This is a genomic window from Cellulosimicrobium sp. G4 BAM 1002, from assembly GCF_057126935.1.
Genome location: NZ_CP182109.1, coordinates 2,281,783 through 2,306,495 on the forward strand (window position 1 = coordinate 2,281,783; position 24,713 = coordinate 2,306,495).

Annotated in this window: 22 protein-coding genes and 1 riboswitch; of the genes, 15 read left to right on the forward strand and 7 right to left on the reverse strand. The window is 74.2% G+C overall.

What is annotated here, in order from left to right:
• Positions 1 to 65 precede the first annotated feature (65 nt).
• From ACMXGY_RS10260 to ACMXGY_RS10270, 3 genes are all read left to right on the forward strand, one after another.
• Positions 66 to 857 (forward strand): MBL fold metallo-hydrolase, encoded by a 792-nt coding sequence (locus ACMXGY_RS10260; RefSeq protein ID WP_483776721.1) that lies wholly within the window; start codon positions 66 to 68, stop codon positions 855 to 857.
• Between the two features lie 41 nt (positions 858 to 898).
• Positions 899 to 2,287: a histidine--tRNA ligase gene (gene hisS / locus ACMXGY_RS10265; RefSeq protein WP_483776722.1), complete on the forward strand. Its 1,389-nt coding sequence runs from the start codon at positions 899 to 901 to the stop codon at positions 2,285 to 2,287.
• An 82-nt stretch (positions 2,288 to 2,369) separates the two neighbouring features.
• Positions 2,370 to 3,041 (forward strand): M23 family metallopeptidase, encoded by a 672-nt coding sequence (locus tag ACMXGY_RS10270; RefSeq protein WP_483776723.1) that lies wholly within the window; start codon positions 2,370 to 2,372, stop codon positions 3,039 to 3,041.
• A gap of 3 nt (positions 3,042 to 3,044) precedes the next feature.
• On the opposite strand, the gene ACMXGY_RS10275 is transcribed toward ACMXGY_RS10270, so the two are convergent.
• From ACMXGY_RS10275 to ACMXGY_RS10285, 3 genes are read right to left on the reverse strand one after another with little or no spacing between them, the layout of a single operon-like run.
• Positions 3,045 to 3,830: an energy-coupling factor transporter transmembrane component T family protein gene (locus tag ACMXGY_RS10275; RefSeq protein WP_483776724.1), complete on the reverse strand. Its 786-nt coding sequence runs from the start codon at positions 3,828 to 3,830 to the stop codon at positions 3,045 to 3,047.
• The gene (locus tag ACMXGY_RS10280) at positions 3,827 to 5,611 is read right to left on the reverse strand and encodes an ABC transporter ATP-binding protein (protein ID WP_483776725.1); all 1,785 of its coding nucleotides are present in this window, start codon (positions 5,609 to 5,611) and stop codon (positions 3,827 to 3,829) included. Before ACMXGY_RS10280 ends, ACMXGY_RS10275 begins: the two co-directional genes overlap by 4 nt.
• Positions 5,604 to 6,266, reverse strand: coding sequence for an ECF transporter S component (locus tag ACMXGY_RS10285; RefSeq protein WP_483776726.1), 663 nt, complete (start codon positions 6,264 to 6,266; stop codon positions 5,604 to 5,606). The genes ACMXGY_RS10280 and ACMXGY_RS10285 overlap by 8 nt, the downstream gene beginning before the upstream one ends.
• Positions 6,267 to 6,373: 107 nt before the next feature.
• Positions 6,374 to 6,493, reverse strand: a riboswitch (TPP riboswitch).
• 88 nt (positions 6,494 to 6,581) lie between these two features.
• Between ACMXGY_RS10285 and ACMXGY_RS10290 the strand changes: the two genes are divergently transcribed.
• The 3 genes from ACMXGY_RS10290 to ACMXGY_RS10300 are packed head-to-tail and all read left to right on the forward strand — an operon-like array spanning position 6,582 to position 10,056.
• Positions 6,582 to 7,025 (forward strand): hypothetical protein, encoded by a 444-nt coding sequence (locus tag ACMXGY_RS10290; RefSeq protein WP_483776727.1) that lies wholly within the window; start codon positions 6,582 to 6,584, stop codon positions 7,023 to 7,025.
• Positions 7,001 to 8,350, forward strand: coding sequence for a hypothetical protein (locus tag ACMXGY_RS10295; RefSeq protein WP_483776728.1), 1,350 nt, complete (start codon positions 7,001 to 7,003; stop codon positions 8,348 to 8,350). Before ACMXGY_RS10290 ends, ACMXGY_RS10295 begins: the two co-directional genes overlap by 25 nt.
• Positions 8,351 to 8,391: 41 nt before the next feature.
• On the forward strand, positions 8,392 to 10,056 hold the full coding sequence (locus tag ACMXGY_RS10300) for an Rv2578c family radical SAM protein (RefSeq protein ID WP_483776729.1): 1,665 nt from the start codon (positions 8,392 to 8,394) through the stop codon (positions 10,054 to 10,056).
• 46 nt (positions 10,057 to 10,102) lie between these two features.
• Here the strand turns inward: ACMXGY_RS10300 and ACMXGY_RS10305 are convergent, their stop codons facing one another.
• Both ACMXGY_RS10305 and ACMXGY_RS10310 read right to left on the reverse strand, forming a co-directional pair.
• A complete protein-coding gene (locus ACMXGY_RS10305; protein ID WP_483776730.1) occupies positions 10,103 to 10,417 on the reverse strand; it encodes a DUF1330 domain-containing protein in 315 nt (104 codons plus the stop codon).
• Between the two features lie 53 nt (positions 10,418 to 10,470).
• On the reverse strand, positions 10,471 to 10,938 hold the full coding sequence (locus ACMXGY_RS10310; protein WP_483776731.1) for a PPOX class F420-dependent oxidoreductase: 468 nt from the start codon (positions 10,936 to 10,938) through the stop codon (positions 10,471 to 10,473).
• 204 nt (positions 10,939 to 11,142) lie between these two features.
• On the opposite strand from ACMXGY_RS10310, the gene aspS reads away from it, so the two are divergent.
• Entirely contained in the window at positions 11,143 to 12,948 is a 1,806-nt protein-coding gene (aspS, locus tag ACMXGY_RS10315; RefSeq protein WP_483776732.1) for an aspartate--tRNA ligase, read from the forward strand.
• Positions 12,949 to 13,056: 108 nt separating this feature from the next.
• Here the strand turns inward: aspS and ACMXGY_RS10320 are convergent, their stop codons facing one another.
• Positions 13,057 to 15,318, reverse strand: coding sequence for an MMPL family transporter (locus tag ACMXGY_RS10320; RefSeq protein ID WP_483776733.1), 2,262 nt, complete (start codon positions 15,316 to 15,318; stop codon positions 13,057 to 13,059).
• Between the two features lie 106 nt (positions 15,319 to 15,424).
• Here ACMXGY_RS10320 and ACMXGY_RS10325 point away from each other — a divergent pair, with 106 nt between their 5' ends.
• The 8 genes from ACMXGY_RS10325 (at position 15,425) to ACMXGY_RS10360 (ending at position 23,930) form a co-directional block, all read left to right on the forward strand.
• A complete protein-coding gene (locus ACMXGY_RS10325) occupies positions 15,425 to 16,837 on the forward strand; it encodes a replication-associated recombination protein A (protein ID WP_483776734.1) in 1,413 nt (470 codons plus the stop codon).
• Between the two features lie 184 nt (positions 16,838 to 17,021).
• Entirely contained in the window at positions 17,022 to 17,648 is a 627-nt protein-coding gene (gene rpsD / locus ACMXGY_RS10330; protein WP_483776735.1) for a 30S ribosomal protein S4, read from the forward strand.
• Positions 17,649 to 17,848: 200 nt separating this feature from the next.
• Complete coding sequence (locus ACMXGY_RS10335; RefSeq protein WP_483776736.1) at positions 17,849 to 18,256, forward strand: DUF948 domain-containing protein; 408 nt, start codon at positions 17,849 to 17,851, stop codon at positions 18,254 to 18,256.
• A complete protein-coding gene (locus ACMXGY_RS10340) occupies positions 18,256 to 18,603 on the forward strand; it encodes a hypothetical protein (RefSeq protein WP_483776737.1) in 348 nt (115 codons plus the stop codon). The genes ACMXGY_RS10335 and ACMXGY_RS10340 overlap by 1 nt, the downstream gene beginning before the upstream one ends.
• A gap of 83 nt (positions 18,604 to 18,686) precedes the next feature.
• Positions 18,687 to 21,371: an alanine--tRNA ligase gene (gene alaS, locus ACMXGY_RS10345; protein ID WP_483776738.1), complete on the forward strand. Its 2,685-nt coding sequence runs from the start codon at positions 18,687 to 18,689 to the stop codon at positions 21,369 to 21,371.
• On the forward strand, positions 21,368 to 21,904 hold the full coding sequence (ruvX, locus tag ACMXGY_RS10350; RefSeq protein WP_483776739.1) for a Holliday junction resolvase RuvX: 537 nt from the start codon (positions 21,368 to 21,370) through the stop codon (positions 21,902 to 21,904). The genes alaS and ruvX overlap by 4 nt, the downstream gene beginning before the upstream one ends.
• On the forward strand, positions 21,901 to 23,058 hold the full coding sequence (mltG, locus tag ACMXGY_RS10355) for an endolytic transglycosylase MltG (protein WP_483776740.1): 1,158 nt from the start codon (positions 21,901 to 21,903) through the stop codon (positions 23,056 to 23,058). The genes ruvX and mltG overlap by 4 nt, the downstream gene beginning before the upstream one ends.
• Complete coding sequence (locus tag ACMXGY_RS10360; RefSeq protein WP_483776741.1) at positions 23,055 to 23,930, forward strand: shikimate dehydrogenase; 876 nt, start codon at positions 23,055 to 23,057, stop codon at positions 23,928 to 23,930. The genes mltG and ACMXGY_RS10360 overlap by 4 nt, the downstream gene beginning before the upstream one ends.
• A 55-nt stretch (positions 23,931 to 23,985) precedes the next feature.
• Here ACMXGY_RS10360 and ACMXGY_RS10365 read toward each other — a convergent pair whose 3' ends face one another.
• Complete coding sequence (locus tag ACMXGY_RS10365) at positions 23,986 to 24,669, reverse strand: prepilin peptidase (RefSeq protein WP_483776742.1); 684 nt, start codon at positions 24,667 to 24,669, stop codon at positions 23,986 to 23,988.
• Between the last annotated feature and the right edge of the window lie 44 nt (positions 24,670 to 24,713).

Here is a 24,713-nt window from a genome sequence, read left to right on the forward strand (position 1 = left end):
GTGCCGTGGGTCGCGGGGCGGGGCACCGGCCCGTCGGCCGGGCCCGCGGAGCTAGGCTCGGGCCCGTGGACGGACTCACCGGCGCGGGACCGGCAGCACCCGACGAGCGCGACGCAGCCCGACCCGACGTGGCGGTGCACGTGGTCGTCGCCCCGGTCTTCGGGACCAACTGCACGGTCGTGAGCGCCCCGGGCGGCGACTGCGTCGTCGTCGACGCGGGCGCCGGCGTGGCGGCCGACGTCGTCACCCACGTCGAGCGGAACGGGCTCCTGCCGCGCGCGGTGCTCGCCACGCACGGGCACGTCGATCACACGTGGGACGCCGCGGAGCTCGCGGAGCGGTTCGGCGTCGAGGTCGTGCTGCACGCCGCGGACGCCTACCGCCTCGCCGACCCGTTCGGCACGATCGAGCACGGGTCCCGCCCCGCGGGCGACGACGCACACCGGGCCCTCGTCTCGGGACCGCTCGGCGCTGCGCTGCGCGACGCCGGTGCCCACCCCGAGCACTACCGCGAGCCCGCGTCCGTGCGCACGTTCCATGGCGACGCCGGGCAGACGACGACGCTCGCGTTCGGCGCGCTCCGGCTGCGCGCGCTGCCGGCGCCCGGGCACACGGAGGGGTCGACCCTCTACCTCGTCGGTGCGCCGGGGTCCGGGCTGGTGCTCAGCGGTGACGTGCTGTTCGCGGGATCGATCGGCCGCACCGACCTGCCCGGGGGCGACGGGGCGACGATGGCCCGGACCCTGCGCGACGTCGTCGGGCACCTGGACCCGGACTGGGACGTGCTGCCCGGGCACGGGCCCGCGACGACCGTGGCCCGCGAGCTCGCGACCAACCCGTTCCTCGCCCGCACCTGACGATTCGGACCCGCGCCGCCCGTCTGGAAGGATCGTGAGCCATGGCCAGGCCCACACCCCTCTCAGGTTTCCCCGAATGGCTCCCCGACGGCCGGATCGTCGAGCAGCACGTCCTCGACACCCTGCGCCGGGTGTTCGAGCTGCACGGGTTCGGCGGGATCGAGACGCGCGCGGTCGAGCCGCTCGACCAGCTCCTGCGCAAGGGGGAGACCTCCAAGGAGGTGTACGTCCTTCGCCGTCTGCAGGAGGACGCCGAGGAGGCGGAGCCGCGCGCGGGCCGGGGCGACAAGCAGCTCGGCCTGCACTTCGACCTCACGGTCCCGTTCGCGCGGTACGTCCTCGAGAACGCGGGGCACCTCGCGTTCCCGTTCAAGCGCTACCAGATCCAGAAGGTGTGGCGCGGCGAGCGCCCCCAGGACGGCCGGTTCCGCGAGTTCGCCCAGGCGGACATCGACGTCGTCGGTGCCGGCGAGCTGCCGTACCACTACGAGGTCGAGCTCCCGCTCGTCATGGCCGAGGCGCTCGGCGCGCTGCGCGACATCGGTGTGCCCGAGGTGCGCGTGCTCGTCAACAACCGCCGCGTCGCCGAGGGCTTCTACCGCGGGCTCGGGATCGACGCCGTGGACGAGGTCCTGCGCCAGATCGACAAGCTCGACAAGATCGGGCCCGAGAAGGTCGCCGCGCTGCTCGTCGCCGAGGCCGGCGTGACGCCCGAGCAGGCGCAGGCGTGCCTCGCCCTCGCCGCGATCAGCGGGAGCGACAACGCGGTGATCGACCGCGTGCGGGCGCTCGCGGCCGAGCACGGTGTGGTGCACGACCTGCTCGAGACGGGGCTCGGCGAGCTCGGCGCCCTGATCGAGGCCGCGGGCACGCGTGCGCCCGGAGTCGTCGTGGCCGACCTGAAGATCGCGCGGGGCCTCGACTACTACACCGGCTCGGTCTACGAGACCGTGCTCGTCGGGCACGAGCAGCTCGGCTCCATCTGCTCGGGTGGCCGCTACGACACGCTCGCGTCCGACGGCGCGAACACCTACCCGGGCGTCGGCCTGTCGATCGGCGTGTCGCGGCTGGTGTCGCGCCTGCTCTCCGCCGGGCTCGTGCGCGCCACGCGGTCGGTGCCGAGCGCCGTCGTCGTCGCGGTGACGAGCGAGGAGTCGCGTCCGGCGTCCGACGCGGTCGCCACCGCGCTGCGCGCCCGGGGCATCCCCGTCGAGGTCGCGCCCGCGGCGGCGAAGTTCGGCAAGCAGATCCGCTACGCCGACCGTCGCGGCATCCCCTTCGTGTGGTTCCCCGGGGCGGTCGTGGACGGGGAGGCGCGACCGGACCAGGTCAAGGACATCCGCTCGGGGGAGCAGGTGGACGCCGACGCCGCGTCGTGGGCTCCGCCCGCCGAGGACCTGTGGCCCCGGGTGGTCCCGGCGTCCGAGTGACGCGCACCTGACACGCACCTGACACCCATCTGACACGCACCTGACAGGCGCTGCCGTCGGCGGCGCACGATCGAGGAGGGGCATGGTCGACGCCGTCGAGCTGGCACTGCCCTTCACGGGCACGTGGCGGGTCGAGAACAGCCCGGCCCGCCGCGTGCCGAGCCACGGCACGCACCTGTTCGCCACGACGTACGCCATCGACTTCGTCGCGGTCGGCGGGCGCCGCACCGCGCGTGTCCGGGACTGGCGGACGGCGTTCGGCACGGAGCCGCCCGAACGGTTCCACGCGTTCGGGCTGCCGGTCCTCGCGCCCGCGTCCGGCACCGTCGTCGCGGTGCACGACGGCGAGCCCGACCACGAGGCCCGGCGCTCGCCGCTGACGCTCCTCGGGTACGCGCTCACGCAGGCGTCGCGGGCGCGAGGCGGCGCGGCGGCGCTTGCGGGCAACCACGTGGTGCTCGCGCTCGACGTCCCCGGCGCGTTCGTCGTCCTCGCGCACCTGCGGGCCCGTTCGGTCGTGGTGCGTCCCGGACAGCGCGTCGTGACGGGATCCGAGCTGGGCCGGTGCGGGAACTCGGGCAACTCGACGCAGCCGCACGTGCACGTCCAGGTCATGGACGGGCCCGACGGTACGGCGGCGCGCGGTGTGCCCCTGCTCTTCCGGGGGTACCGGGAGCATGCGCGCGGCGAGCGCGCGGCCGACGTCGCGCTCGGCGTCCCCGCGGAGGGCGCGGTGGTCGAGCCCGTCCGGTGACGCTCACGCGGTGAGGGTCCCGAGGCCGGTCACCCACCCGCCGAGCACGCCGGCCGCGACCACCGCCGCTGCGACGGCGAGAACCGCCCCGGCGGCGACCACGTCGACCGGCCCGAGCGGCACCGGTCGCGACGTCGTGCGCGGCCCCGAGCCGAGCCCGCGGGACTCGAGCGCGACCGTGATGCGCTCCGACCGCCGCACCGCTCCGACGAGGAGCGCGAACGCCGCCGCGCCGAGCGCTCGCGGCGAGCGGGGCAGGCGACCGGGCGTGCGTCGCGGGTCGCGCACCGCCTGCGCGCACCGGACCGTGTGCCATACGCCCGGCAGCTCGACGAGGAGCCGGTGCGCCGCGAGGACGGCGAACGTCCACGTCGCCGGCAGCCGTGCGTGCTGGTGGAGGCTCGTCATGAGCCGCACCGGGTCGGTCGCCAGGACGAGCGTCAGGGACAGGGCTCCGACGAACAGCGTGCGCAGCGCGAGCGCCGCGCCGATCATCAGGCCGTCGGAGCCCACGACGAGGGGACCGAGGCTCACGGGGTCGCCGCCGGGGCGCGTCACCACGTTCACGACGAGCAGGCTCACGCCGAACATGACGAACGGGACGTGCGCGAGCGCGAGGGTGCGGACCGGCACCCGGCCGAGCGCGCGCAGCGCGACGAGCGTGAGCACCCAGCCGACCGCAGGCGTGACCGGGTCGGTCACGAGCAGCGCCGCCGTGGACAGGAGGAGGACGGTCGCGAGCTTCACGGTCGGGTTCCACCGCTCGAGGACCGTCGGCGGCGCGCTCACGACGCCGCTTCGACGACAGCGCGGGTCTCCGCGGCGCCGAGCGCCCGCACGAGGTCGCCCGGGTCCACGTCGAGGTGCCGCCCCGTCGTCGCCCACCACTCGAGCAGGGGCGGACGGCGGAGCCGGGCGCGTGCGCACAGCGCGTCGTCACCGAGCACGGCGGTCGGCGTACCGGTCGCGGCGATCGTCCCGTCGACGACGACGGCCACGCGGTCGGCGATCTCGGCGACCAGGGACAGGTCGTGCGTGACGAGGACGACCGCGCCGCCCGCGTCGGCCCGCACGCGCAGCACGCGCGCCGTCGCGTCGGCCTGGGCGCGGTCGAGGCCGAACGTGGGCTCGTCCGCGAGGAGCACGGCCGGGTCGAGGACGACGGCCGTCGCGAGGGAGAGCCGACGCTGCTCGCCGCCGGAGAGCCGGTAGGGGTTCGCGTCGGCGAGCGCGGTCAGGCCGAGCGTGTCGAGCACGCGCGCGACGCGCCCGTCGAGGTCGTCGAGGCGCGCGAGCCGTGCCGACCACGCGACCTCCTCGCGCACGGTGCGCGCGAGGAACTGGTGCTCCGGGTCCTGGAACACCATCGCGGTCGGGGCTCCGGGGGCCGTCGTGAGGTCGCCGCCCGTCGCTTCGAGCCCGGCGAGCCCGCGCAGCAGCGTCGACTTGCCGCCGCCGTTGGGGCCGACGACGGCGAGCACCTCGCCGGCGCGGACGTCGAGGTCGACGCCGCGCACCACCGGGGTCCCGCGGCGACGCCCGCGCCGGAGGGCGCCGCCGCGGTGGACCTCGAGGCCACGGGCCCGGAGCGCGACCGGTCTGACCCGGCCGTCCGCGGCGGGGCGCCCGCTCGCGGCGTCGGCGCGACGGGAGCGCGCGAGGTCCGCCAGCCAGGCGTCGGTCTCGGGGGTACCCAGCGGGACGGGGGCTCCGGCCGCCGCGAGCCGGACGGCGAGCGGGAGCCAGCAGCCGAGCGCCGCGAGCTCGGCCGCGTGCTCGTGCAGGACGCGGTTTGTCGGGCCGTGCGCGACGGCACGGCCGTCCGGCCCGAGCACGAGCGTCGTCTCGGGGAGCGTCCCGAGCTCGTCGAGTCGGTGCTCGACGAGCACGACGGCGCGTGCCCGGGCGAGTGCGTCGTGGCCCGCCCCCGTGCGGTCGGCCGGCCCCGCGCCGTCGGGCACCGGGCGCGAGCGGGTGAGCCCGGAGACGAGGGCCCCGACGTCGTGCGCCGCGGCGGGGTCGAGGAGCGCGGTGGGCTCGTCGAGCACGACGAGACCGGGGTCGGCGACGAGAGTCGCGGCGAGCGCGACACGCTGCGCCTCGCCGCCGGAGAGCGTGTGGGTCGCCCGGTCGTGCAGGTGGGCCGCGCCGACGGCCGCGAGCGCCGAGGCGCCCCGGGCGTCCATGGTCCCAGGGTCGGCGCCGCGGTTCTCGAGCGCGAACCGCAGCTCCTCGTCGACGCGCGCGAGGCAGAGCTGGTCGCCGGGGCGTTGCTGGACGAGCCCGACGCGTGCCGCGAGCACGGCGGGCGTCACGTCGCGCGGGTCGTGCCCCGCGACGTGCAGGACCCCGGTCACGGTGCCGGGCAGCGTGTGCGGGACGATGCCGACCAGCGCGCGCAGGAGAGTCGACTTGCCGCAGCCCGACGGGCCGAGGACGAGCAGCGCGGCCCCCGCGGGGAGGGCGAGGTGCACGTCGTCGAGCACGGGGACGGCGTCGTGCCCCAGGGCGACGGACAGGCCCTGCGCTCGGACGACGTCGGGCGTCGTGGACGCTCGGGGCTCAGCCATGCCGCGCCGACCCGATCGCGAAGGCGTCCAGAGCGCCGGTGCGGGTGAGGGCGTCGCCGAGGAGGCGGGCCGCGATCCCGCACAGCACGACGCACGAGACGACCTGGATCCCGAGGCGGAGCGTCGCGTAGTCCTGCCCGAGCCAGCCGAAGCGCACGGCGTTGAACGCGAAGGTCACGAGCGCGGCGCTCACGCCCGAGGCGACGAACACCCACCAGCCGAAGCGCCGGTAGCGCGTGAGCGCGAACGGCAGCTCGGCGCCGACGCCCTGGACGAGCCCGACGAGGAGCAGCAGCGGCCCGGCCGGGGAGGCAAGGAAGACGACCTCGACGAGCGCGGCGAGCGTCTCGGCGAGGATCCCGACGCCCGGCTTGCGCACGATGTACGTCGCGAGCGGCCCGACGACGATCCACGCTCCCGCGAGCACGTTCGCCGCAAGGTCTGCGAGGGGACCCATCGCGAGCTGCAGCGGCGCCCAGAGCTGCACGAACGCCCAGTAGACGAACCCGAAGACGACGCCCAGGACCGCGACGAGGACCGTCTCGTGCAGGCTGAGGCCCCGTCGCCGTGGCCGGGTCGCGGGTGCACTGGGGGACGCCGTCTCGTGGCCGGCCCGCGCCTCGGCGGCCTGCTGCGCGGTGGTGTGCTCGGTCATGCTGTTCCCTCCGTCGGGCCCCGGGCGAGGGGTGCACGACGGCGAGCCGCCGGTCTCCCGCGCGGCCGGCCAGGCGCACGGGGCGCACGGGCGCGAGCGCGCAGGGGACCGTGACGTCGGCCCTGCTCCCTTCGCTGGTACGAACCAGATCAGGTTCCACGGGTCTGCAGGGGGGACGGGTGCCCGGCCTGCACTCTCAGCGCTCGTGCGCTCCCCGGGGGCGTTCGGCCCGACCCTAGGCCTTCGTCGGTCTGCGGACAATCACGGCGTCTCACCATCCGAGAAGTGCGGTCACGCGCGTGAGAGTGTGACGCCATGACGACGGACGACGACGCCGCGGTGGTCGCGGAGCTGGACCGCCTCGACGAGGTGGTCAGAGCAGCCCCGGCGGGAGACACGACGGCGCAGGTCGCGCTGTGGCGGCAGGCGACCCGGCTGCGGACCTGGTTCTTCATCGCACGCGGCGAGCCCGACCAGCCCCGCCCGTACGCCGTGGGTGCCGCGCAGGGTCCGATGATCTGCCTCTACAGCAGCGCGGGCCGGGCGGCCGAGGCTGCGCGTGCGCTGGGGCTCGTCGCCGCGGCGGACGACGCGGTGCCGCTGTTCGGCGTGCCCATGCCGACGGCGATCGACTACGTCGCCTCGTTCGCCCGGGCCGGCGTCGTCGGTGTGACGCTGGACCACCCGCGGATCGGTCACCACATCCCCCTGGCGAACCTCGGTCTGCTCAAGGGATGGGTCGACGGGGCGGCGCAGTGACCGGCGCGGACCCGGTGGAGCAGAGCCTGGACCTGGCGTGGGAGCTCTTCGCGGCGCGGCCCACGCATCCCCGGGTCGCCGAGCTGGCGCTGCAGGTGCTCGCGGCCCAGCCGGAGCGGAGCAGCGCGTCGCTGCTCCTCGGCAACCACCGGGAGATCTGCGGCGAGCACGCCGAGGCGCGGCGCCTGTACCTCCAGGTGGCCGCTCGCCGCGACGGCCAGTTCGTCAACGCGGCCCGTGCGCTCCGGCACCTGGCGTTCGCCGACCACGACCACGCCGAGGCGCTGCAGTGGGCGCGCACCGTCCTGCGCGAGGAACACGAGGGGTGGGACGACTGGATGGAGCTGGGGTCCGCCCAGGCGCTCGGCGGGGACCACGAGACGGGCTGGGCCCAGCTCGACGACGCGGTCGCGCGCTGCGCCCGGACCGCACCGGACGAGCTCCCGCAGGCGTTCGGGAAGCGCGCGGCGTACCTGCTGGGGACCTTCGCGCCGCTCGACCGGTTCGTCCCGGCGGCCGAGGAGGCCATGCGGGCCGACGCGGCGAGCCCCTGGGTCGCGTCGATGCTCGGGTGGGCCTACCTGCTGCAGTACCGCCTGGACGACGCCGAGCGGCTCGCGCTCCGCCTCCTGCGCGAGGACCCGACGGAGGGCGTGTTCCAGAACCTGGTGTCAACGGCCCGGACGCTGCAGGGGGTCGTCGAGAACGCCGAGTCCCTGGGCTACACCCTCGAGGACATCCGTCGCACCGGCGTCCTCGAGCTGTCGTGGCAGCAGCTGCGCGACCAGGAGCTCGGCATCGACCTGCGTTCCGCGCTCGCCGCGCTCGAGGGCGTGCTGCCGCAGGCCCTGCGCGCCACGCTGCGGCCCGGGGCGTCGTTCGCCGACGAGGCGGAGCTCGAGCACATCGGGGCCATGGTGGGGGAGGACCTGCTGACCTGGCACGACGGCCAGGAGCCCGGCACCGGGTCGCTGTGGGGTCAGGACGAGCCGTTCCGCCTGATGTCGGCGGCCGAGGTCCGCGCCATGGGTGCCGAGATCGAGGCGGACCCGGCGGCGCACCCCGACTGGCCCGACGGCGAGGCGGCGGAGCCGGTCATGACCGACGACGCCGGCGCCTTCCTGGTCGTCGTCGCGTTCGGGGCGCTCGTCAGGCGACGCCTCGGGCGGCCCGACGAGCCCGTCGCCGCGTCGATGGCCGACTGGGTCTGGGACCGGGTGGTCGAGCTCGGCGGTCGGGACCCGCGGCCGGCGCCACGGACGACCGCGGATCCCCGGAGCGCCGTCCCGGCCGCCCCGACGTCCGGGGGCTCGCCGACCGCCTGAGCGACCTTGACACACCTTCGAACACCTGTTCGAATGGCGCCGTGCGATGGGACGGACAGGCGCTCGGCGCGGACGACGGCGCGCTCCCGGGGCTGGAGCGCGCGGGCCTCGTGCGCAGCGTCCGCACGCCCGAGTTCGCGGGGATCACGTTCCACGAGGTGACGGCGAAGAGCGCGCTGTCGAAGGTGCCCGCGATGTCCCGCATGCCGTTCCGGTGGACGATCAACCCGTACCGCGGCTGCAGCCACGCGTGCTCCTACTGCCTGGACCCCGCGACGCCGGTGCTGCTCGCGGACGGCACGCAGCGCCCGATCGGGGAGCTGCGCGTCGGCGACGAGATCGTCGGGACCGCGCCGCACGGGGCGTACCGCCGGTACGTGCGCACGCGCGTCCTCGACCGCTGGACCACGCGCAAGCGCGCGTACCGCGTGACGCTCGCCGACGGGACCCGGCTCGTGGCGAGCGGCGACCACCGGTTCCTCACCCAGCGCGGCTGGCGGCACGTCGTCGGCGGCGCGGGCCACCGGGCGCACCTGGCCCTCGGGGACGTCCTCGTCGGCCCCGGCGCCGCGGCGCTCGCGGACAGCGGCGTCGCGCTCGACGGGCGCGACGTGACCGGGGACGACGCGCTCCGCGTGGAGTCGCTGGAGGCGCTCGGCAGCCCGGGGGAGGAGGCCGAGCTCGTCGACATCACCACCGGGACGCGGGACTTCGTCGCCGCGGGCGTCGTCAGCCACAACTGCTTCGCGCGGCCCACGCACCAGTACCTCGACCTCGACGCGGGCGACGACTTCGACCGCGAGGTGGTCGTCAAGGTCAACGTCGACGAGGTGCTGCGTGCCGAGCTCGCCCGCGCGTCGTGGGCGCGCGAGGCCGTCGCGCTGGGCACGAACACGGACCCGTACCAGCGCGCCGAGGGCCGTTACCGCCTCATGCCCGGCATCATCGACGCGCTCGCCGGCTCCGGCACGCCGCTGTCGGTCCTCACCAAGGGCACGCTCCTGCGCCGGGACCTCCCGCTCCTCGCGGACGCCGCGTCACGGGTCGAGGTCGGGATCGGGGTCTCGCTCGCGCTGCTCGACCCGGCGCTGCAGGCGAGCGTCGAGCCGGGCACGCCCTCGCCGCGGGCACGCCTCGACCTCATCCGAGCGATCCGCGACGCCGGGCTGCCGTGCGGCGTCATGGTCGCCCCGGTGCTGCCCTGGCTCACCGACTCCACGCGCGCGCTGACCGACCTGCTCGACGCCGTCAAGGACGCCGGCGCGACGGGCGTCACGGTGCTGCCCCTGCACCTCAAGCCCGGCACGCGCGAGTGGTACATGGGGTGGCTCGCACGCGAGCACCCGAACCTCGTCCCGGGCTATGAGCGCGTCTACGCACGGGGCACGTACGCGTCGAAGCAGTACCGAGCGTGGCTGTGGGACCGAGTGCGGCCCATGCTCGAGGTACGCGGGTTCGCCGTCTCCGGCCACCGCGGGCCCGCCGGCGTCGAGGGTCGGTACCGTCGGGGCGAGGTCGGGGGCCTCGGCGACGGGACCCGTGACCCCGGCCCGCCGGTCGACGGCGCGTACCCGGCCGGGAGTCTGGCGCGGGGCGCTCACGAGCCGGAGGCGCACCGGGGGCACGACGGGGCGCTCGCGGGCATGCCGGTCGACGGCGGCGGTCTGGACGTCGTCGGCGGGGGAGTCGAGCAGGTCCTGTTCTGACCCGTGCACCCGGCGACCGCCCTCACGGCACGCCGCACGGGCGTCGTCAGGCGTGCCCGGCGGGGTCTGGCACCGGGCCGACGCGGACGACGTCCGTCCGTGCCACGGCCTGGTCACGGACGTCGGCGAGCGTCACCCGCGCCGGGTCGTCCATGTACGCACCGAGCGCGTCGTCGTCGGGCATCTCGATGATCTGCACCTCGGTCGGCAGGGTCACGTCCTGACCGGGCAGCGCGCGCACCCTCGACAGCACGCGGCCGCCGTGAGCGGGCACCAGGGCGAGGACGTCGTCCTCGTACCGGTGCAGCAGGTCGACGTTGCCCTCGGTGGGCCACAGCAGGACGCACAGCGTGATCGGCATGGGCGCACGCTACGCCGTTCGTCCCCTGGCCGGGCGAACTGGCCGAAGCCTGCTCAGACGTCGGCGAGGCGCGCGGGGAAACCGCCCGTCGCCACCGGACCCCAGCGCGTGATCGTCAGGCGCACGAGCGACTTGCCCTGCGCCACCATGGCCGCGCGGTACTCGTCCCAGTCCGGGTGCTCGCCGCTGATGGAACGGTAGTAGTCGACCAGCGGCTCGACGGCGTCGGGCAGGTCGATCACCTCCGCCTCGCCGTCTACCTGCACCCACGGGTCGGAGAACCGCTCGCCCAGGGACAACAGCGAAGCCCGCGGGTCCCGACGCAGGTTGGCCGCCTTCGCGCGCTCCGGGTACGTCGACACGACGACCCGGCCCGTGCCGTCGACGCCGTAGGTCACCGGGCTGAGCTGGGGCCGGCCGTCCGCGCGGGTCGTGACGAGCACGCCGTCGTGCCGGTAACGCAGGAACGCCTCGAGCTCGTCGCGCTCGACGCGCCGGTTCGTCGCGATGGTGCGTGCCACGGGTCATCCTTCCTCGTCCGGGCGGCGGGCCGGTCGGCGAGCCGCTGCCGACGGCAGGCACGCGACGCGATGGTCCGCGACTGGTCGGCGGCATCGCCACGGTATCCGGTCGAGCCGCGACGCCCGTCCGCACTAGACTCGTCCGGACGTGCTCCCGCCCCCGGGAGCGCAACCCCCACCGCCCCCTCCTGGAAGGAACCCTCCGTGCTGCGCACCCGAACGGCCGGCTCACTGCGGGCCGAGCACTCCGGTCAGACCGTCACCCTCACGGGCTGGGTCGACCGTCGGCGCGATCACGGCGGTGTCGCCTTCATCGACCTGCGCGACGCGTCGGGCATCGCCCAGGTCGTCATCCGCGACGAGGCCGTCGCGCACCCGCTCCGCAACGAGTTCGTCCTCCAGGTCACGGGCGAGGTCTCGCGTCGCCCCGAGGGCAACGAGAACCTGTCCCTGCCGACCGGCGAGATCGAGGTCGTGGCGAGCGACGTCGTCGTGCTCAACACGTCGGACCCGCTGCCGTTCCAGGTCTCGACGGCGCTCGCCGACACCGAGACGATCGGCGAGGAGGCGCGCCTCAAGCACCGCTACCTCGACCTGCGTCGCCCCGCGCCGGCGCACGCGCTGCGCCTGCGCGCCAAGGTCAACCAGGCCGCGCGCCGCGTGCTCGACGCCGAGGACTTCGTCGAGATCGAGACCCCGACCCTCACGCGCTCCACCCCCGAGGGTGCGCGCGACTTCGTCGTGCCCGCACGCCTCGCGCCCGGCTCCTGGTACGCGCTGCCGCAGTCGCCGCAGCTGTTCAAGCAGCTGCTCATGGTCGCGGGCATGGAGCGCTACTACCAGATCGCGCGCTGCTACCGCGACGAGGACTTCCGCGCCGACCGCCAGCCCGAGTTCACGCAGCTCGACGTCGAGATGAGCTTCGTCGAGCAGGACGACGTCATCGCGCTCGCGGAGAAGATCCTCGTCTCGCTCTGGGAGCTGATCGGGTACACCGTCCCGACGCCGATCCCGCGCATGACGTTCCACGACGCCATGCGCCTGTACGGCTCGGACAAGCCCGACCTGCGCTTCGGCAACCCGCTCGTCGAGCTCACGGACTACTTCAAGGACACGCCGTTCCGCGTGTTCCAGGCGGAGTACGTGGGCGCGGTCGTCATGGCCGGCGGGGCCTCCCAGCCGCGCCGCCAGTTCGACGCGTGGCAGGAGTGGGCCAAGCAGCGCGGCGCTCGCGGGCTCGCCTACGTCACGTTCCAGGAGGACGGGACGCTCGCCGGTCCGGTCGCGAAGAACCTGTCCGACGCCGAGCGCGAGGGTCTGCGCGAGGCGACCGGCGCGCAGCCGGGCGACGCGGTGTTCTTCGCCGCGGGCAAGACGTCGGACTCACGTGCTCTGCTCGGCGCCGCGCGCCAGGAGATCGCGAAGCGCACCGGACAGATCGACGAGGACGCCTGGGCGTTCGTCTGGATCGTCGACGCGCCCCTGTTCAAGCCGACCGGCGAGGACGGGGACGTCGACCTGGGTCACTCGGCCTGGACCGCCGTGCACCACGCGTTCACGTCGCCGACGCCGGACTGGATCGACACGTTCGAGCAGAACCCGGGCGAGGCGCTCGCGTACGCGTACGACATCGTGTGCAACGGCAACGAGATCGGCGGTGGCTCGATCCGTATCCACCGCCGCGACGTCCAGGAGCGCGTGTTCGACGTCATGGGCATCGGGCCCGAGGAGGCGCAGGAGAAGTTCGGGTTCCTCCTCGACGCGTTCGCGTTCGGCGCGCCGCCGCACGGCGGCATCGCGTTCGGCTGGGACCGCATCGTGGCGCTGCTGACGAAGTCGGAGTCGATCCGCGACGTCATCGCCTTCCCGAAGTCCGGTGGCGGCTACGACCCGCTGACGCAGGCCCCCGCGCCGATCACCGCCGAGCAGCGCAAGGAGGCGGGGGTCGACGCGAAGCCCGCCGCGCCGAAGGGCGACCCGGCCGAGCCGGAGGCTCCGGCCGAAGCCTGACCGCGGCAGAGCGCGGCCGGAACGGACGCCAGGGCGCGCCACCCGTCACGGGTGGCGCGTCCTGTCGCGTGTCACGACGCGGACGGGCCGGAGCGAGGGGCCGGCGACTCAGTGGGCGATCGCGAGCCTGCGGTGCACCCACCGCAGCGGCTTCGGCGCCCACCAGTTGAAGCGTCCGAGCAGCGTCATCGTCGCGGGGACGAGCAGCAGGCGCACGATCGTCGCGTCGATGAGCACCGCGACGGCGAGGGCGAACCCGACCTCCTTGATGACGAGGAGGTCGCCGAAGACGAACCCGGCGAACACGACGATGATGATCGCCGCGGCCGAGGTGATGATGCGCCCGGAGCGCTGCAGCCCCAGCCGCACGGCCTCGTCGTTGGAGTGCCCTGCGTCGTAGAGCTCCTTGACGCGCGCGAGCAGGAACACCTCGTAGTCCATCGCGAGCCCGAACGCGAAGGCCATGACGAGCGCGACGACGTACGTCTCGATCCCGCCCACCGACGTGAAGTCGAGCAGACCCTCGAGGTGGCCCTCCTGGAAGACCCACACGAGGACGCCGAGGGACGCCGCGAGGGACAGGGCGTTGGTGAGGAGCGCCTTGACCGGCACGACGACGGAGCCCGTCATGAGGAAGAGCAGGACGAGCGTCGCGCCCGCGACGATCCCGACGGCCCACCACACGCGCTCCCCGAGCGCCTCGAGGAAGTCGACCTGCCCGGCCGCCTGGCCGGTGACCCACACGTCGAATCCCGGGTCGGTCGCGCGCACCTCGCGCACGACGGAGACCGCCTCGGGGCCGCCCGCGTCGTCGGTGTCGACGTGGACGCCCACGAGCGCGTACGAGGTGCCGAGCAGCGCGGCGGGGTCGACGCTGTCCACGCCGTCGAGCCCCGCGAGCTCGTCCGCCCAGGCCTGTGCGTCGTCGACGCTCGCGTCGACGACCGCGACGACCTGCGCGCTGCGGCTCGACGGGTACTGCGCCGCCAGCTCGTCGACGAACTCGCGCTGCGGGGAGCTGACCGGGAGGAGCTCGATCCCGGAGTTGCGCATCTGCAGGCCCAGGACCGGCAGCGCGAGGACGACGAGCACCACCACGGTCGTGAGCAGGACCCACACGGGATGACGCTGCACGCGCGCCGCGAGACGCGAGAACACGCCCTCGTCGGACTGCACGTCCGCCGTGCGGGCGAGGACGCGGCGCAGGCCGGGGACCCGGCCGAGCAGGCCGGGCTTCGCGAGCCGCCGCCCCGAGAAGGCGAGCAGCGCGGGGACGAGGGTGAGCGCCGTCGCGACCGCGACGAGCACGACCCCGAGGCCACCCGCGCCGACCGAGCGCAGGATGTCCGGCCGGAACACCATGAGCCCGGCGATCGAGATCGCGACGACGAGCGCCGAGAACGCGACCGTGCGGCCCGCCGTCTCCATCGTGCGCACGAGCGCGGCGTGCACCACCCCGTCGCCGCGCCGCCGTCGCAGCGCCGGGTCGTCGCCCGCGTCGATGAGACGGTGCAGCTCCTCCCGGAACCGCGACACGATCAGCAGCCCGTAGTCGATGGACAGGCCCAGCCCGAGCAGGGTGACGACGTTGACCACGGACGCGTCGACGTCGAGCAGGTACGTCAGGCCCAGCAGGACCCCGAGCCCCGTCCCGACGGAGGCGATCGCTCCGGCCATCGGCATCGCCGCGGCGAGGAACCCGCCGAACACGAGCACCATGATGAGCAGCGCGACCGGCAGGGCGAACTTCTCGCCCGTCGTCAGGTCCTCCTCGACCTGGCCGGTGATCGCCTCGACGATGAGCTCGTTCGACCCGACGAGGCCCGTCGCGTCCGAAGCGGCCTCGGGGGCGGCGTCCGCGAGCACCCCCGGTACGGCGTCGAGCTGCTCGACGACGCGTGCGGCCACCGCCTCCGAGCGCTCCGCGGTGAGGTCCGTGCGCAGCGTGACGACCGTGAGGAACCCGTCGCCGTCGGCAGCGACGAGCGACTGCGCCGCCGGGTCCTCGACACCGCCCGGGACCACGTACGGGTCGATCACCGTGTCGACGCCCTCGATCGCGACCAGGTCCGCGTTGACCCCGGCCATCGCCTCGACGACCTGCGGGTCGGCGGGGTCGACGGAGCTCACCAGCAGCGTGATCTCGGGCCCGCCCTCGTCGTTCTCGGCGAGGATCTCGTTCGCGCGCTCGCTGTCGGAGCCGGGGATCGCGGGCGCGCCCGTCGTCACCCGGTCGAACACGCTCTCGCCGTGCAGCCCGAACAGGGCGAGCGCGAAGCCCAGCCCGGTGATGACGACCCACGCGACGACCGTGAGGCGCGGATGACGGGCGACGCGACGACCGAGGCTCGAGAACACGAGCGACAGCATCCCATCCGGCCTCGCCGCGTGTCAGATCGTCCACGCGGCTGTGGACGGCGCACCCCTCGAACGGTGCGGCACCGTCGCGTGGGCGGCGGTGCGTAGGCTCGGGCCCATGTCCACCGGTGATCTCTTCGGCGGCGACCTCTTCGGCGCCGCCACGTCCGGCGCGCAGGGCACGCCGCGTCCCGGGCCGGGGGCTCCGCTCGCCGTCCGCATGCGCCCCGCCTCCCTCGACGAGGTCGCGGGCCAGGCCCACCTGCTCGTCCCGGGCTCGCCCCTGCGGCGCCTCATCGAGCCCGACGCGTCCGGCGGACGCGCCGCGCCCGGGTCCGTGATCCTCTGGGGCCCACCCGGCACGGGCAAGACGACGCTCGCCTACCTCATCGCCACCGCCTCGGGACGCCGCTTCGTCGAGCTGTCCGCCGTCACCGCGGGCGTCAAGGACGTGCGCACCGTCGTCGAGGACGCGCGCCGGCGCCTCGCGACCGGTGGCGAGGAGACCGTCCTGTTCATCGACGAGGTGCACCGCTTCTCCAAGTCCCAGCAGGACGCGCTCCTGCCCAGCGTCGAGAACCGCTGGGTCACGCTCGTCGCGGCGACCACGGAGAACCCCAGCTTCTCCGTCAACTCCCCGCTGCTCTCCCGCTCGCTCCTCCTCACCCTGCAACCCCTCGGGGACGACGACGTCCGCGCGCTCGTGCGCCGCGCCGTCCTCGACGACCGCGGCCTGGGAGGCGTCGTCGCGCTCACCGACGAGGCCGAGGGTCACCTCGTGCGCCTCGCCGGCGGCGACGCGCGCAAGGCGCTCACCGTCCTCGAGGCCGCGGCAGGCGCCGCGCTGTCCGACGCCGCGCCGACCGACCCGAGGCCCGTCCCCGTCGACCTCGACACCGTCGAGCGCGCCGTCGACGTCGCCGCGGTGCGCTACGACCGCGACGGCGACCAGCACTACGACGTCGTCTCCGCGTTCATCAAGTCCATGCGCGGCTCCGACGTCGACGCCGCCCTGCACTACCTCGCGCGCATGATCGCCGCGGGGGAGGACCCGCGGTTCATCGCCCGGCGCATCGTCATCGCCGCCGCGGAGGACGTGGGCCTCGCCGACCCCTCGGCGCTGCAGACCGCCGTCGCCGCGGCGCAGGCCGTCCAGCTCATCGGCATGCCCGAAGGGCGGATCGTGCTCGCCGAGGCCGTCGTGCACCTCGCGACCGCGCCCAAGTCGAACGCCGCCTACCTTGGGATCGACGCGGCGCTCGCGGACGTGCGCGCAGGACGGGCCGGGTCGGTCCCGCCGCACCTGCGGGACGCCCACTACCCGGGCGCGAAGCAGCTCGGGCACGGCACGGGGTACCGCTACGCGCACGACGCCCCGCACGCCGTCGCCGCGCAGCAGTACCTCCCGGACACGCTCGTGGGCGCGCGCTACTACACGCCGAGCGACCGTGGGTTCGAGCGCCAGGTGTCCGAGCGGCTCCAACGGATCCGGGACATCCTCGGTCGCGAGGACGCGACACCGGCGCGATGACGCCCCTCCCGGTGCGGTAGACTTCTCAGGTTGCCTTCACGGCGACCACCTGGGACCTCGGCCCCGACCCGTCGTCTCTCCACCGGAGAGGCACGCGGTCCATCGGCTGGTCCCGCACCCGGACCCGATCGCTCGGGAACCAGGTGTGACGTCAGTACACACACGACAGGAATGAGATACCGCTGTGACGTCTGTCAAGCGTTCGCGCCGCCAGGTCCGCCTGAGCCGCGCCCTGGGCATCGCCCTCACCCCGAAGGCCGTCAAGCACTTCGAGAAGCGCCCGTACCCCCCGGGTGAGCACGGCCGTGCCCGTCGCCGCACCGAGTCGGACTACGCGGTGCGTCTGCGTGAGAAGCAGCGTCTGCGCGCCCAGTACATGCTCCGCGAGAAGCAGCTCGCCCGCGCGTACGAGGACGCCCGCAAGGACAAGGGCCTGACCGGTGAGGCGCTCGTCGAGAACCTCGAGACCCGTCTCGACGCGCTCGTGCTGCGCGCCGGCTTCGCCCGCACCATCCTGCAGGCGCGCCAGGCAGTCACGCACCGCCACATCCTCGTCGACGGCAAGATCGTGGACCGTCCGTCGTTCCGCGTGAAGCCGGGCCAGACCCTCCAGGTCAAGCCGAAGAGCCAGGCGACCACGCCGTTCCAGGTCGCCGCCGCCGGTGCGCACCGCGACGTGCTCCCCGCAGTCCCGGGTTACCTGGACGTCCAGCTCGAGAAGCTGAGCGCGATCCTCACGCGTCGCCCGAAGCGCGCCGAGGTCCCCGTGCAGTGCGAGGTCCAGCTCGTCGTCGAGTACTACGCTCGCTGAGTCCCGCTCCGGACGCCTCGCTCACCGCTTCGTCGGCGAGCGGGGCGTTCGTGCGTCCGGGCAGGTCCGCCCCGGGTCGGGTCCGCGACGCAGCGGCCAGACCGGTCGTGTCGTGCCCGACCACGGGCCTCGGCCTGGTGCGGGTAGTGTTTCGCGGAGTCGCGGCAGCGTGACAGGCACCTGAAAGCACAGGAGGAAGAATGTCCTTGGGAGACGTGGCCGGGCTCATCGCAGCCATCGCGTTCGTGCTGCTCGTCGGACTGCTCGCGGTGCCGCTCCTCAAGCTCGGCCGGGTGCTCGACGAGGCGCGCGCGAGCATCAAGGAGGTCACGGACCACTCCGTGCCGATCCTCGACGAGGCCGCCACCACCGTGGCGACGACCAACAGCCAGCTCGTCAAGGTCGACACGATCACGACGTCGGCCGCCCAGGTGAGCGAGAACGTCTCCGCGCTCACGGGCCTGTACGCCGCGACCTTCGGCGCCCCGCTCGTCAAGGTCGCCGCGTTCACGTACGGCGTGCGCCAGGCGGCCGCACGGTCGTTCGGTCGGGGCCGGTCGACGGGCCGGTCGACGAGCACTGCCGGTCGTGACGAGGGGCCGCGCTGATGCGCCGGGTGTTCTGGGTCGGCGTCGGGGTCGCGATCACGGTCGTGGTCGTGGTCCGTGGCAGGAAGATCCTCGCGCGCTACGCGCCGGCGTCGCTCGTCGACCAGGCGACCGCGCAGGTCAACGACCTCGGCGAGAGGGTCGTGCACCTCGCGCGCGACTTCCGCACCGAGTTCACCGCCGCGCGCGACGCGCGTGAGCGCGAGCTCATGGCCGCGCTGCTCGCCGAGGGCCAGGAGGACCCCGACGCCGTCCGCGCACGCCGTGCGTCGGGACGCCACGCGGCCGGCACCGACCCGTTCGACGACACGGACGACGTCGAGGACCTCCTCGGGTACTCCTTCTAGGACGCGGGGCGGCCGCAGCGGCCGCCGCACGACACCCCAGCACGACACCCCGCACGACACACCGACTGCCTCCGAAGGACATCATGCGCACCGCCGAGATCCGCAAGCGCTGGCTCGACTACTTCGCCGACCGCGACCACTCCGTCGTGCCCTCGGCGTCGCTCGTCTCCCCGGACCCCTCCACGCTGTTCACCATCGCGGGCATGGTCCCCTTCATCCCGTACATGACGGGCGAGCAGACGCCGCCGTGGGACCGTGCGACGAGCGTCCAGAAGTGCGTGCGCACGCTCGACATCGACGAGGTCGGCAAGACGACGCGCCACGGCACGTTCTTCCAGATGAACGGCAACTTCTCGTTCGGGGACTACTTCAAGGAAGGCGCGATCACCTACGCGTGGGACCTCATCACGGGGTCGCGCGACGAGGGGAAGTACGGCTTCGACCCCGAGACCGTCTGGGTGACCGTCTACCACGACGACGACGAGGCGCGGCAGCTGTGGAAGCGCATCGCCGGCCTGCCGGACGAGCGCATCCAGGCGCGCGGCAAGAAGGACAACTACTGGTCGACCGGGCAGCCAGGACCGGCCGGTCCGTGCTCGGAGATCTACATCGACCGCGGCCCCGCGTACGGCAAGGAGGGCGGGCCCGTCGTCGACGAGGACCGCTACCTCGAGATCTGGAACCTCGTGTTCATGCAGTACGCGATCGACGACGTGCGCTCCAAGGAGGAGTTCCGCATCGTCTCCGAGCTCGCGCGCAAGAACATCGACACCGGCATGGGCCTCGAGCGCGTGGCGTACCTCCTCCAGGGCAAGGACAACCTCTACGAGATCGACGAGGTGTTCCCCGTCATCACCGCGGCGGAGGAGCTCTCGGGCAAGCGCTACGGCGCGAACCACGAGGACGACGTCCGCATGCGCGTCGTGGCCGACCACGTGCGCTCGGCCCTCATGATCATCAGCGACGGCGTGCGACCTTCCAACGAGGGTCGTGGGTACGTCCTGCGCCGCCTGCTGCGCCGCTCCGTGCGCGCGATGCGCCTGCTCGGGGTCGAGGACCAGGCGATGCCCGCGCTGCTGCCCGTGAGCCGTGACGCCATGTCCGCGTCGTACCCGGAGGTCGCGACGGACTTCGCGCGCATCTCGTCCGTCGCGTACGCCGAGGAGGAGGCTTTCCGCCGCACGCTGACCTCGGGGACGACGATCCTCGACACGGCCGTGTCGAAGGCCAAGGCGGCGGCGGGTGCGTCCGGCACGCCGCTGCTCGGTGGCGAGCAGGCATTCGCCCTGCACGACACCTACGGCTTCCCGATCGACCTCACGCTCGAGATGGCCGCAGAGCAGGGCGTCCAGGTCGACGAGAAGGCGTTCCGCGCCCTCATGACCGAGCAGCGGCAGCGGGCGCGCGCCGACGCGCTCGCCAAGCGGTCGGGCGGCGTGGACACCGCCGCCTACGAGTCGCTCGCGGGAGAGCTCGCCGCGCCCGTCGAGTTCCTCGGGTACACGGAGTCGTCCGCGGCTGTGCGCGTCGCGGGCCTGCTCGTCGACGGCGTGCCGGCGCCCGCCGCGACGGCCCCCGCCGACGTCGAGGTCGTGCTCGACCGCACGCCGTTCTACGCCGAGGCCGGCGGCCAGCTCGCCGACCACGGCACGATCGTGCTCGACGGCGGCGCGACCATCGAGGTCGACGACGTGCAGCGCCCGATCAAGGGCCTGTCCGTGCACCGCGGCCGCCTCGTCGAGGGGACCGCGGCGCTGGGCGACCCCGGGACCGCGACGATCGACCGCGACCGCCGCAAGGCGATCAGCCGCGCCCACTCGGCCACGCACATGATCCACAAGGCCCTGCAGGAGTCGCTCGGCAAGGACGCGACCCAGGCCGGGTCGGAGAACGCGCCGAGCCGCATCCGCTTCGACTTCCGCCGGTCCTCGGCGGTGCCGGGCGGCGCGCTCGCGGAGATCGAGGAGCGGGTCAACACCCAGCTCCAGGAGAACCTCGAGGTCACGGACCAGCTCATGCCGATCACCGAGGCCCGCGCATTGGGCGCGATGGCACTGTTCGGCGAGAAGTACGGCGACGTCGTGCGCGTGGTCTCGATCGGCGGCGACTGGTCGCGCGAGCTGTGCGCGGGGACCCACGTGAGCCAGACGGGCCAGCTCGGGCTCGTGACGCTGCTCGGCGAGTCGTCGATCGGCTCGGGCGTGCGCCGCGTGGACGCGCTCGTCGGCGACGGCGCGTACGGCTTCCAGGCGAAGGAGCACGCGCTCGTCGGCCAGCTCACCGGCCTGCTCAACGTGCGCACCGAGGAGCTCCCGGACCGTGTGGGCTCGCTCGTGTCGCGGCTGCGCGACGCCGAGAAGGAGCTCGCTCAGCTCCGCCAGGCGCAGCTCCTCGCGGCCGCGGGCACGCTCGCGGCGGGCGCCGAGCTCGTGGGCGGCACGCGCGTCGTCGTGCACGACGCCGGCGAGGTCGCCTCCGCGGACGACCTGCGCGCCCTCGCGCTCGACGTCCGCGGTCGCCTCGGCGAGGCGGAGCCGACGGTCGTCGCCGTGGGCGGCGTCGCGAAGGACCGCCCGCAGGTCGTCGTCGTGACCAACGCCTCGGCGCGCGCCACGGGCCTGCGTGCGGGCGTGCTCGCCAAGGCCGCGGCGCAGACCCTCGGCGGCGGTGGCGGCGGCAAGGACGACATGGCGCAGGGCGGCGGCACGGACGTCTCGGCGCTGCCGACGGCGCTCCAGGGCGTGCGCGACGGCGCCGCGGCCGCGTGACGGGCGCCCCCTCGCTGCCCGGTGACGCCGGGCACGTCCCCCTCCCTCGGGGGGCGCGCCTCGGCGTCGACGTCGGCAGCGTGCGCGTGGGCCTCGCGGCGAGCGACCCCGACGGCCTCGTCGCCACGCCCGTGGAGACCCTGGCGCGTGACACGCGGACGGGCGCGGGGGTGCCCGCCGACGTGGCCCGGATCGCCGCCGAGGTCTCCGAGCGCGGAGCGCAGGTCGTCTACGTCGGCCTGCCCCGACACCTCTCGGGCAGCGAGGGCGCCGCCGCGCAGGGGGTGCGGGCGTACGCTGGACTGATGGCACGCGTCGTCGCACCCGTGCCCGTGCATCTCGTCGACGAGCGGATGACGACCGTGAGCGCCCACCAGGCGCTGCACGCATCGGGACGCGCCGGGCGCAAGCACCGCAGCGTCGTCGACCAGGCCGCGGCCGTTATCATTCTGCAATCTGCTCTCGACGCCGAGCGGGGCGCGGGGGCGCGCGCCGGAGAACCTGTAGACCCGACAGGAGACCACCGACCGTGACCGACCTCTTCGATCGGCCCACCGTCCAGGGGGCTGCCGAGCCCGCACGCAGCTCGCGCGCGGACCAGCGAGCGCGCCGTGCGGCGAAGAAGCGACGCCAGCGCCGGCGCCGCCGCGCCCTCGCGGTGGTGCTCGTCTCGCTGCTCGTGGTGGGAGGTGCCGGGTACCTGATCTACACGAACGCCCCGGACCTCCTCGGGTTCGAGAACCCGCTCGAGGCGAAGGACTTCGAGGGCCCTGGCACGGAACCGGTGGACGTGACGATCGAGCCCGGCTCATCCGGACGCGAGATGGGCGCGGTGCTCACCGAGGCGGGCGTCGTCGCGAGCTCGGCCGCCTTCGTCAGGGCATTCGAGGAGAACCCCAGCTCGGGCACCATCCAGGCGGGCACGCACTCGCTGCTACTCGGCATGCCGGCGAAGGACGCCGTCGCGCGCCTCGTGGCGAACGACTCGCGCGTCGAGACGAAGATCACGATCCCCGAGGGCAACACGGTTGCGCAGATCCTCGAGAAGGCGGCATCCGTGACCGACATCCCCGTCGCGGACTTCCAGGCGGCGATGGCGGACACGGCCGCGACCGGCTTGCCGGCAGAGGCGAACGGCAACTACGAGGGTTGGCTGTTCCCCACGACGTACGTCCTCGAGCCCGCGGACAAGAACGCGACGGCGATCATCCAACGGATGGTCGGCCAGACCGTGATGAAGCTCGACGAGCTCGGTGTGGCTCCCGCCGACCGGCAGACGGTGCTCATCAAGGCCTCGCTCATCGAGCGCGAGGCCGGACGTGACGAGGACCGGCCCAAGATGGCGCGCGCGATCGAGAACCGGCTCGAGACGGGGATGCCGTTGCAGATCGACGCAGCCGTCGCGTACGGCACGGGCAACCCGCCGGGGTACCAGGTGACGCCTGAGGACACGCGGAACTCCGAGAACCCGTACAACACGTACGCGCACAACGGTCTCCCGCCGGGGCCCATCGCGTCCCCGGGCGTCCCGGCGATGCAGGCGGTGCTGAGCCCCGAACCCGGGGACTGGGTCTTCTGGACGACGGTGAACTACGACACCAAGGAGACGCGGTTCGCCGTCACGCTCGCCGAGCACAACCAGAACGTCGAGGAGCTCAAGCGGTGGCTCGCGGAGAACGGCGGGTGAGCGCGGCCTCTCCGCGCCGCGCCGCGGTGCTCGGGCACCCCGTCGCGCACTCGCTGTCCCCGGCGCTGCACCGTGCCGCGTACGCGGCGCTCGGGCTCGACGGCTGGACGTACAAGGCGATCGACACGACCGAGGAGCAGCTCCCGGCGCTCGTCAACGGGCTCGACGCGTCGTGGGCCGGGCTGAGCCTGACGATGCCGCTCAAGCACGCCGTCATCCCGCTGCTCGACCACGTCGACCCGCTCGCGAACGTCGTCGGCGCGGTGAACACCCTCATCGTGCAGCCCATGGGCGGCAAGCGGCCGACGTTCGTCGGCACGAACACCGACGTGCACGGCCTCGTCGCGGCGCTGCGTGAGGGTCTGGGCGATCGTCGGGTCTCGACCGCCGTCGTGCTCGGCGCGGGCGCGACCGCGGCCTCGACGCTCGCCGCGCTCGCCCAGCTGGGCTGCTCGACGCCCACGGTCCTCGTGCGCTCGCTCGGCCGCACCGGCGAGCTCCAGCGCGCGGCACACCGGATGGGCGTCGAGCCCCGGTTCGCGGTGCTGGACCTCGAACAGCCGGCGGTCGTGGGGAGCCTCGCCACGGCGGACGTCGTGGTGGCCACCCTCCCGTCGCGCGCCGCCGACCTGATCGCCGCGGCCCTGGCGAGCGCGAGGTCCGTGCCGGCGGGCGTCCTCCTCGACGTCGTCTACGACCCTCGGCCCACCGCGCTGTCCGCGGCGTGGGCGCGTTCGGGCGGAACCGTCGTCGGCGGTGAGCGGATGCTCCTGCACCAGGCGGCCGAGCAGGTGCGCCTCATGACCGGTCGCCCGGCGCCGCTCGAGGCGATGGACACGGCCCTCGGGACGGCGCTCGCCGTCACGGTCTAGGTCAGGGACTGCGAGCCGCGGGGTGGCTCGGTGGCCCCGCGGACGCAACTCTTCGTCAGCCGAGGAGGAGCGCGGTTCCCAGGGCGCCACCGCCGACGGCGGCGAGCGCTGCTCCGAGCACCATGAACGGGCCGAAGGGCACCGCCGTCGAGCGCGACGCGCGGCGCAGCACCACCAAGGCCACGGCCCAGACACCGCCGAGTAGGAACGGCAGCACGAGCCCGGCGGCGACCTCGCCCCACCCGAGCCAGCCGAGCGTCGTCGCGAGCAGTCCGGCGAGCTTGACGTCCCCGAAGCCGAGGCCCGGCGGATACGCGAGGCGCAGAGCGGCGTACGCGCCGAACCCGACCGCGCCACCGGCGAGCGCGCGCACGAGTGCCGCGCCGTCGCCCGTGCTCAGCGTGGCCACCGAGAGCAGGCCGACGGCACCGAGCCAGGAGGGCAGGACGATCGCGTCGGGCAGGCGGTGCGTTCGGGCGTCGATCACCGCCAGCAGCGCACCGGCTGCCGCGACCAGCACGAGTGCCGGCGTCGCCCACGACGGACCCGACCACCACGCGGTGCATCCCGCGGCGACCAGCGCGAGCGTCGCGCCGAGCCTTCCGCCGACGCGTGCCTCGGTGTGCAGGCGACGCGTCCACGGTCGCTGCCTCGTCCGTCGCCGCGTCGTCGTCGTGCCGTCCCCGGACACGTCGAACGGGCCCTGTTCGGCGACGACGTCTTCCCCCTGCTGTGCCACGCGCGGCACGGTAGCGCGATCGCTGCCCGGGCCGCCGTCGTCGT

Excerpts from the sequence above, each read along its gene's own strand:
- hisS (WP_483776722.1), top strand. The coding sequence starts at position 899 with ATGGCCAGGCCCACACCCCTCTCAGGTTTCCCCGAATGGCTCCCCGAC.
- ACMXGY_RS10270 (WP_483776723.1), top strand. The coding sequence starts at position 2,370 with ATGGTCGACGCCGTCGAGCTGGCACTGCCCTTCACGGGCACGTGGCGG.
- ACMXGY_RS10280 (WP_483776725.1), bottom strand. The coding sequence starts at position 5,611 with ATGGCTGAGCCCCGAGCGTCCACGACGCCCGACGTCGTCCGAGCGCAG.
- ACMXGY_RS10285 (WP_483776726.1), bottom strand. The coding sequence starts at position 6,266 with ATGACCGAGCACACCACCGCGCAGCAGGCCGCCGAGGCGCGGGCCGGC.
- ACMXGY_RS10290 (WP_483776727.1), top strand. The coding sequence starts at position 6,582 with ATGACGACGGACGACGACGCCGCGGTGGTCGCGGAGCTGGACCGCCTC.
- ACMXGY_RS10295 (WP_483776728.1), top strand. The coding sequence starts at position 7,001 with ATGGGTCGACGGGGCGGCGCAGTGACCGGCGCGGACCCGGTGGAGCAG.
- ACMXGY_RS10305 (WP_483776730.1), bottom strand. The coding sequence starts at position 10,417 with ATGCCGATCACGCTGTGCGTCCTGCTGTGGCCCACCGAGGGCAACGTC.
- ACMXGY_RS10320 (WP_483776733.1), bottom strand. The coding sequence starts at position 15,318 with ATGCTGTCGCTCGTGTTCTCGAGCCTCGGTCGTCGCGTCGCCCGTCAT.
- ACMXGY_RS10325 (WP_483776734.1), top strand. The coding sequence starts at position 15,425 with ATGTCCACCGGTGATCTCTTCGGCGGCGACCTCTTCGGCGCCGCCACG.
- ACMXGY_RS10335 (WP_483776736.1), top strand. The coding sequence starts at position 17,849 with ATGTCCTTGGGAGACGTGGCCGGGCTCATCGCAGCCATCGCGTTCGTG.
- ACMXGY_RS10340 (WP_483776737.1), top strand. The coding sequence starts at position 18,256 with ATGCGCCGGGTGTTCTGGGTCGGCGTCGGGGTCGCGATCACGGTCGTG.
- alaS (WP_483776738.1), top strand. The coding sequence starts at position 18,687 with ATGCGCACCGCCGAGATCCGCAAGCGCTGGCTCGACTACTTCGCCGAC.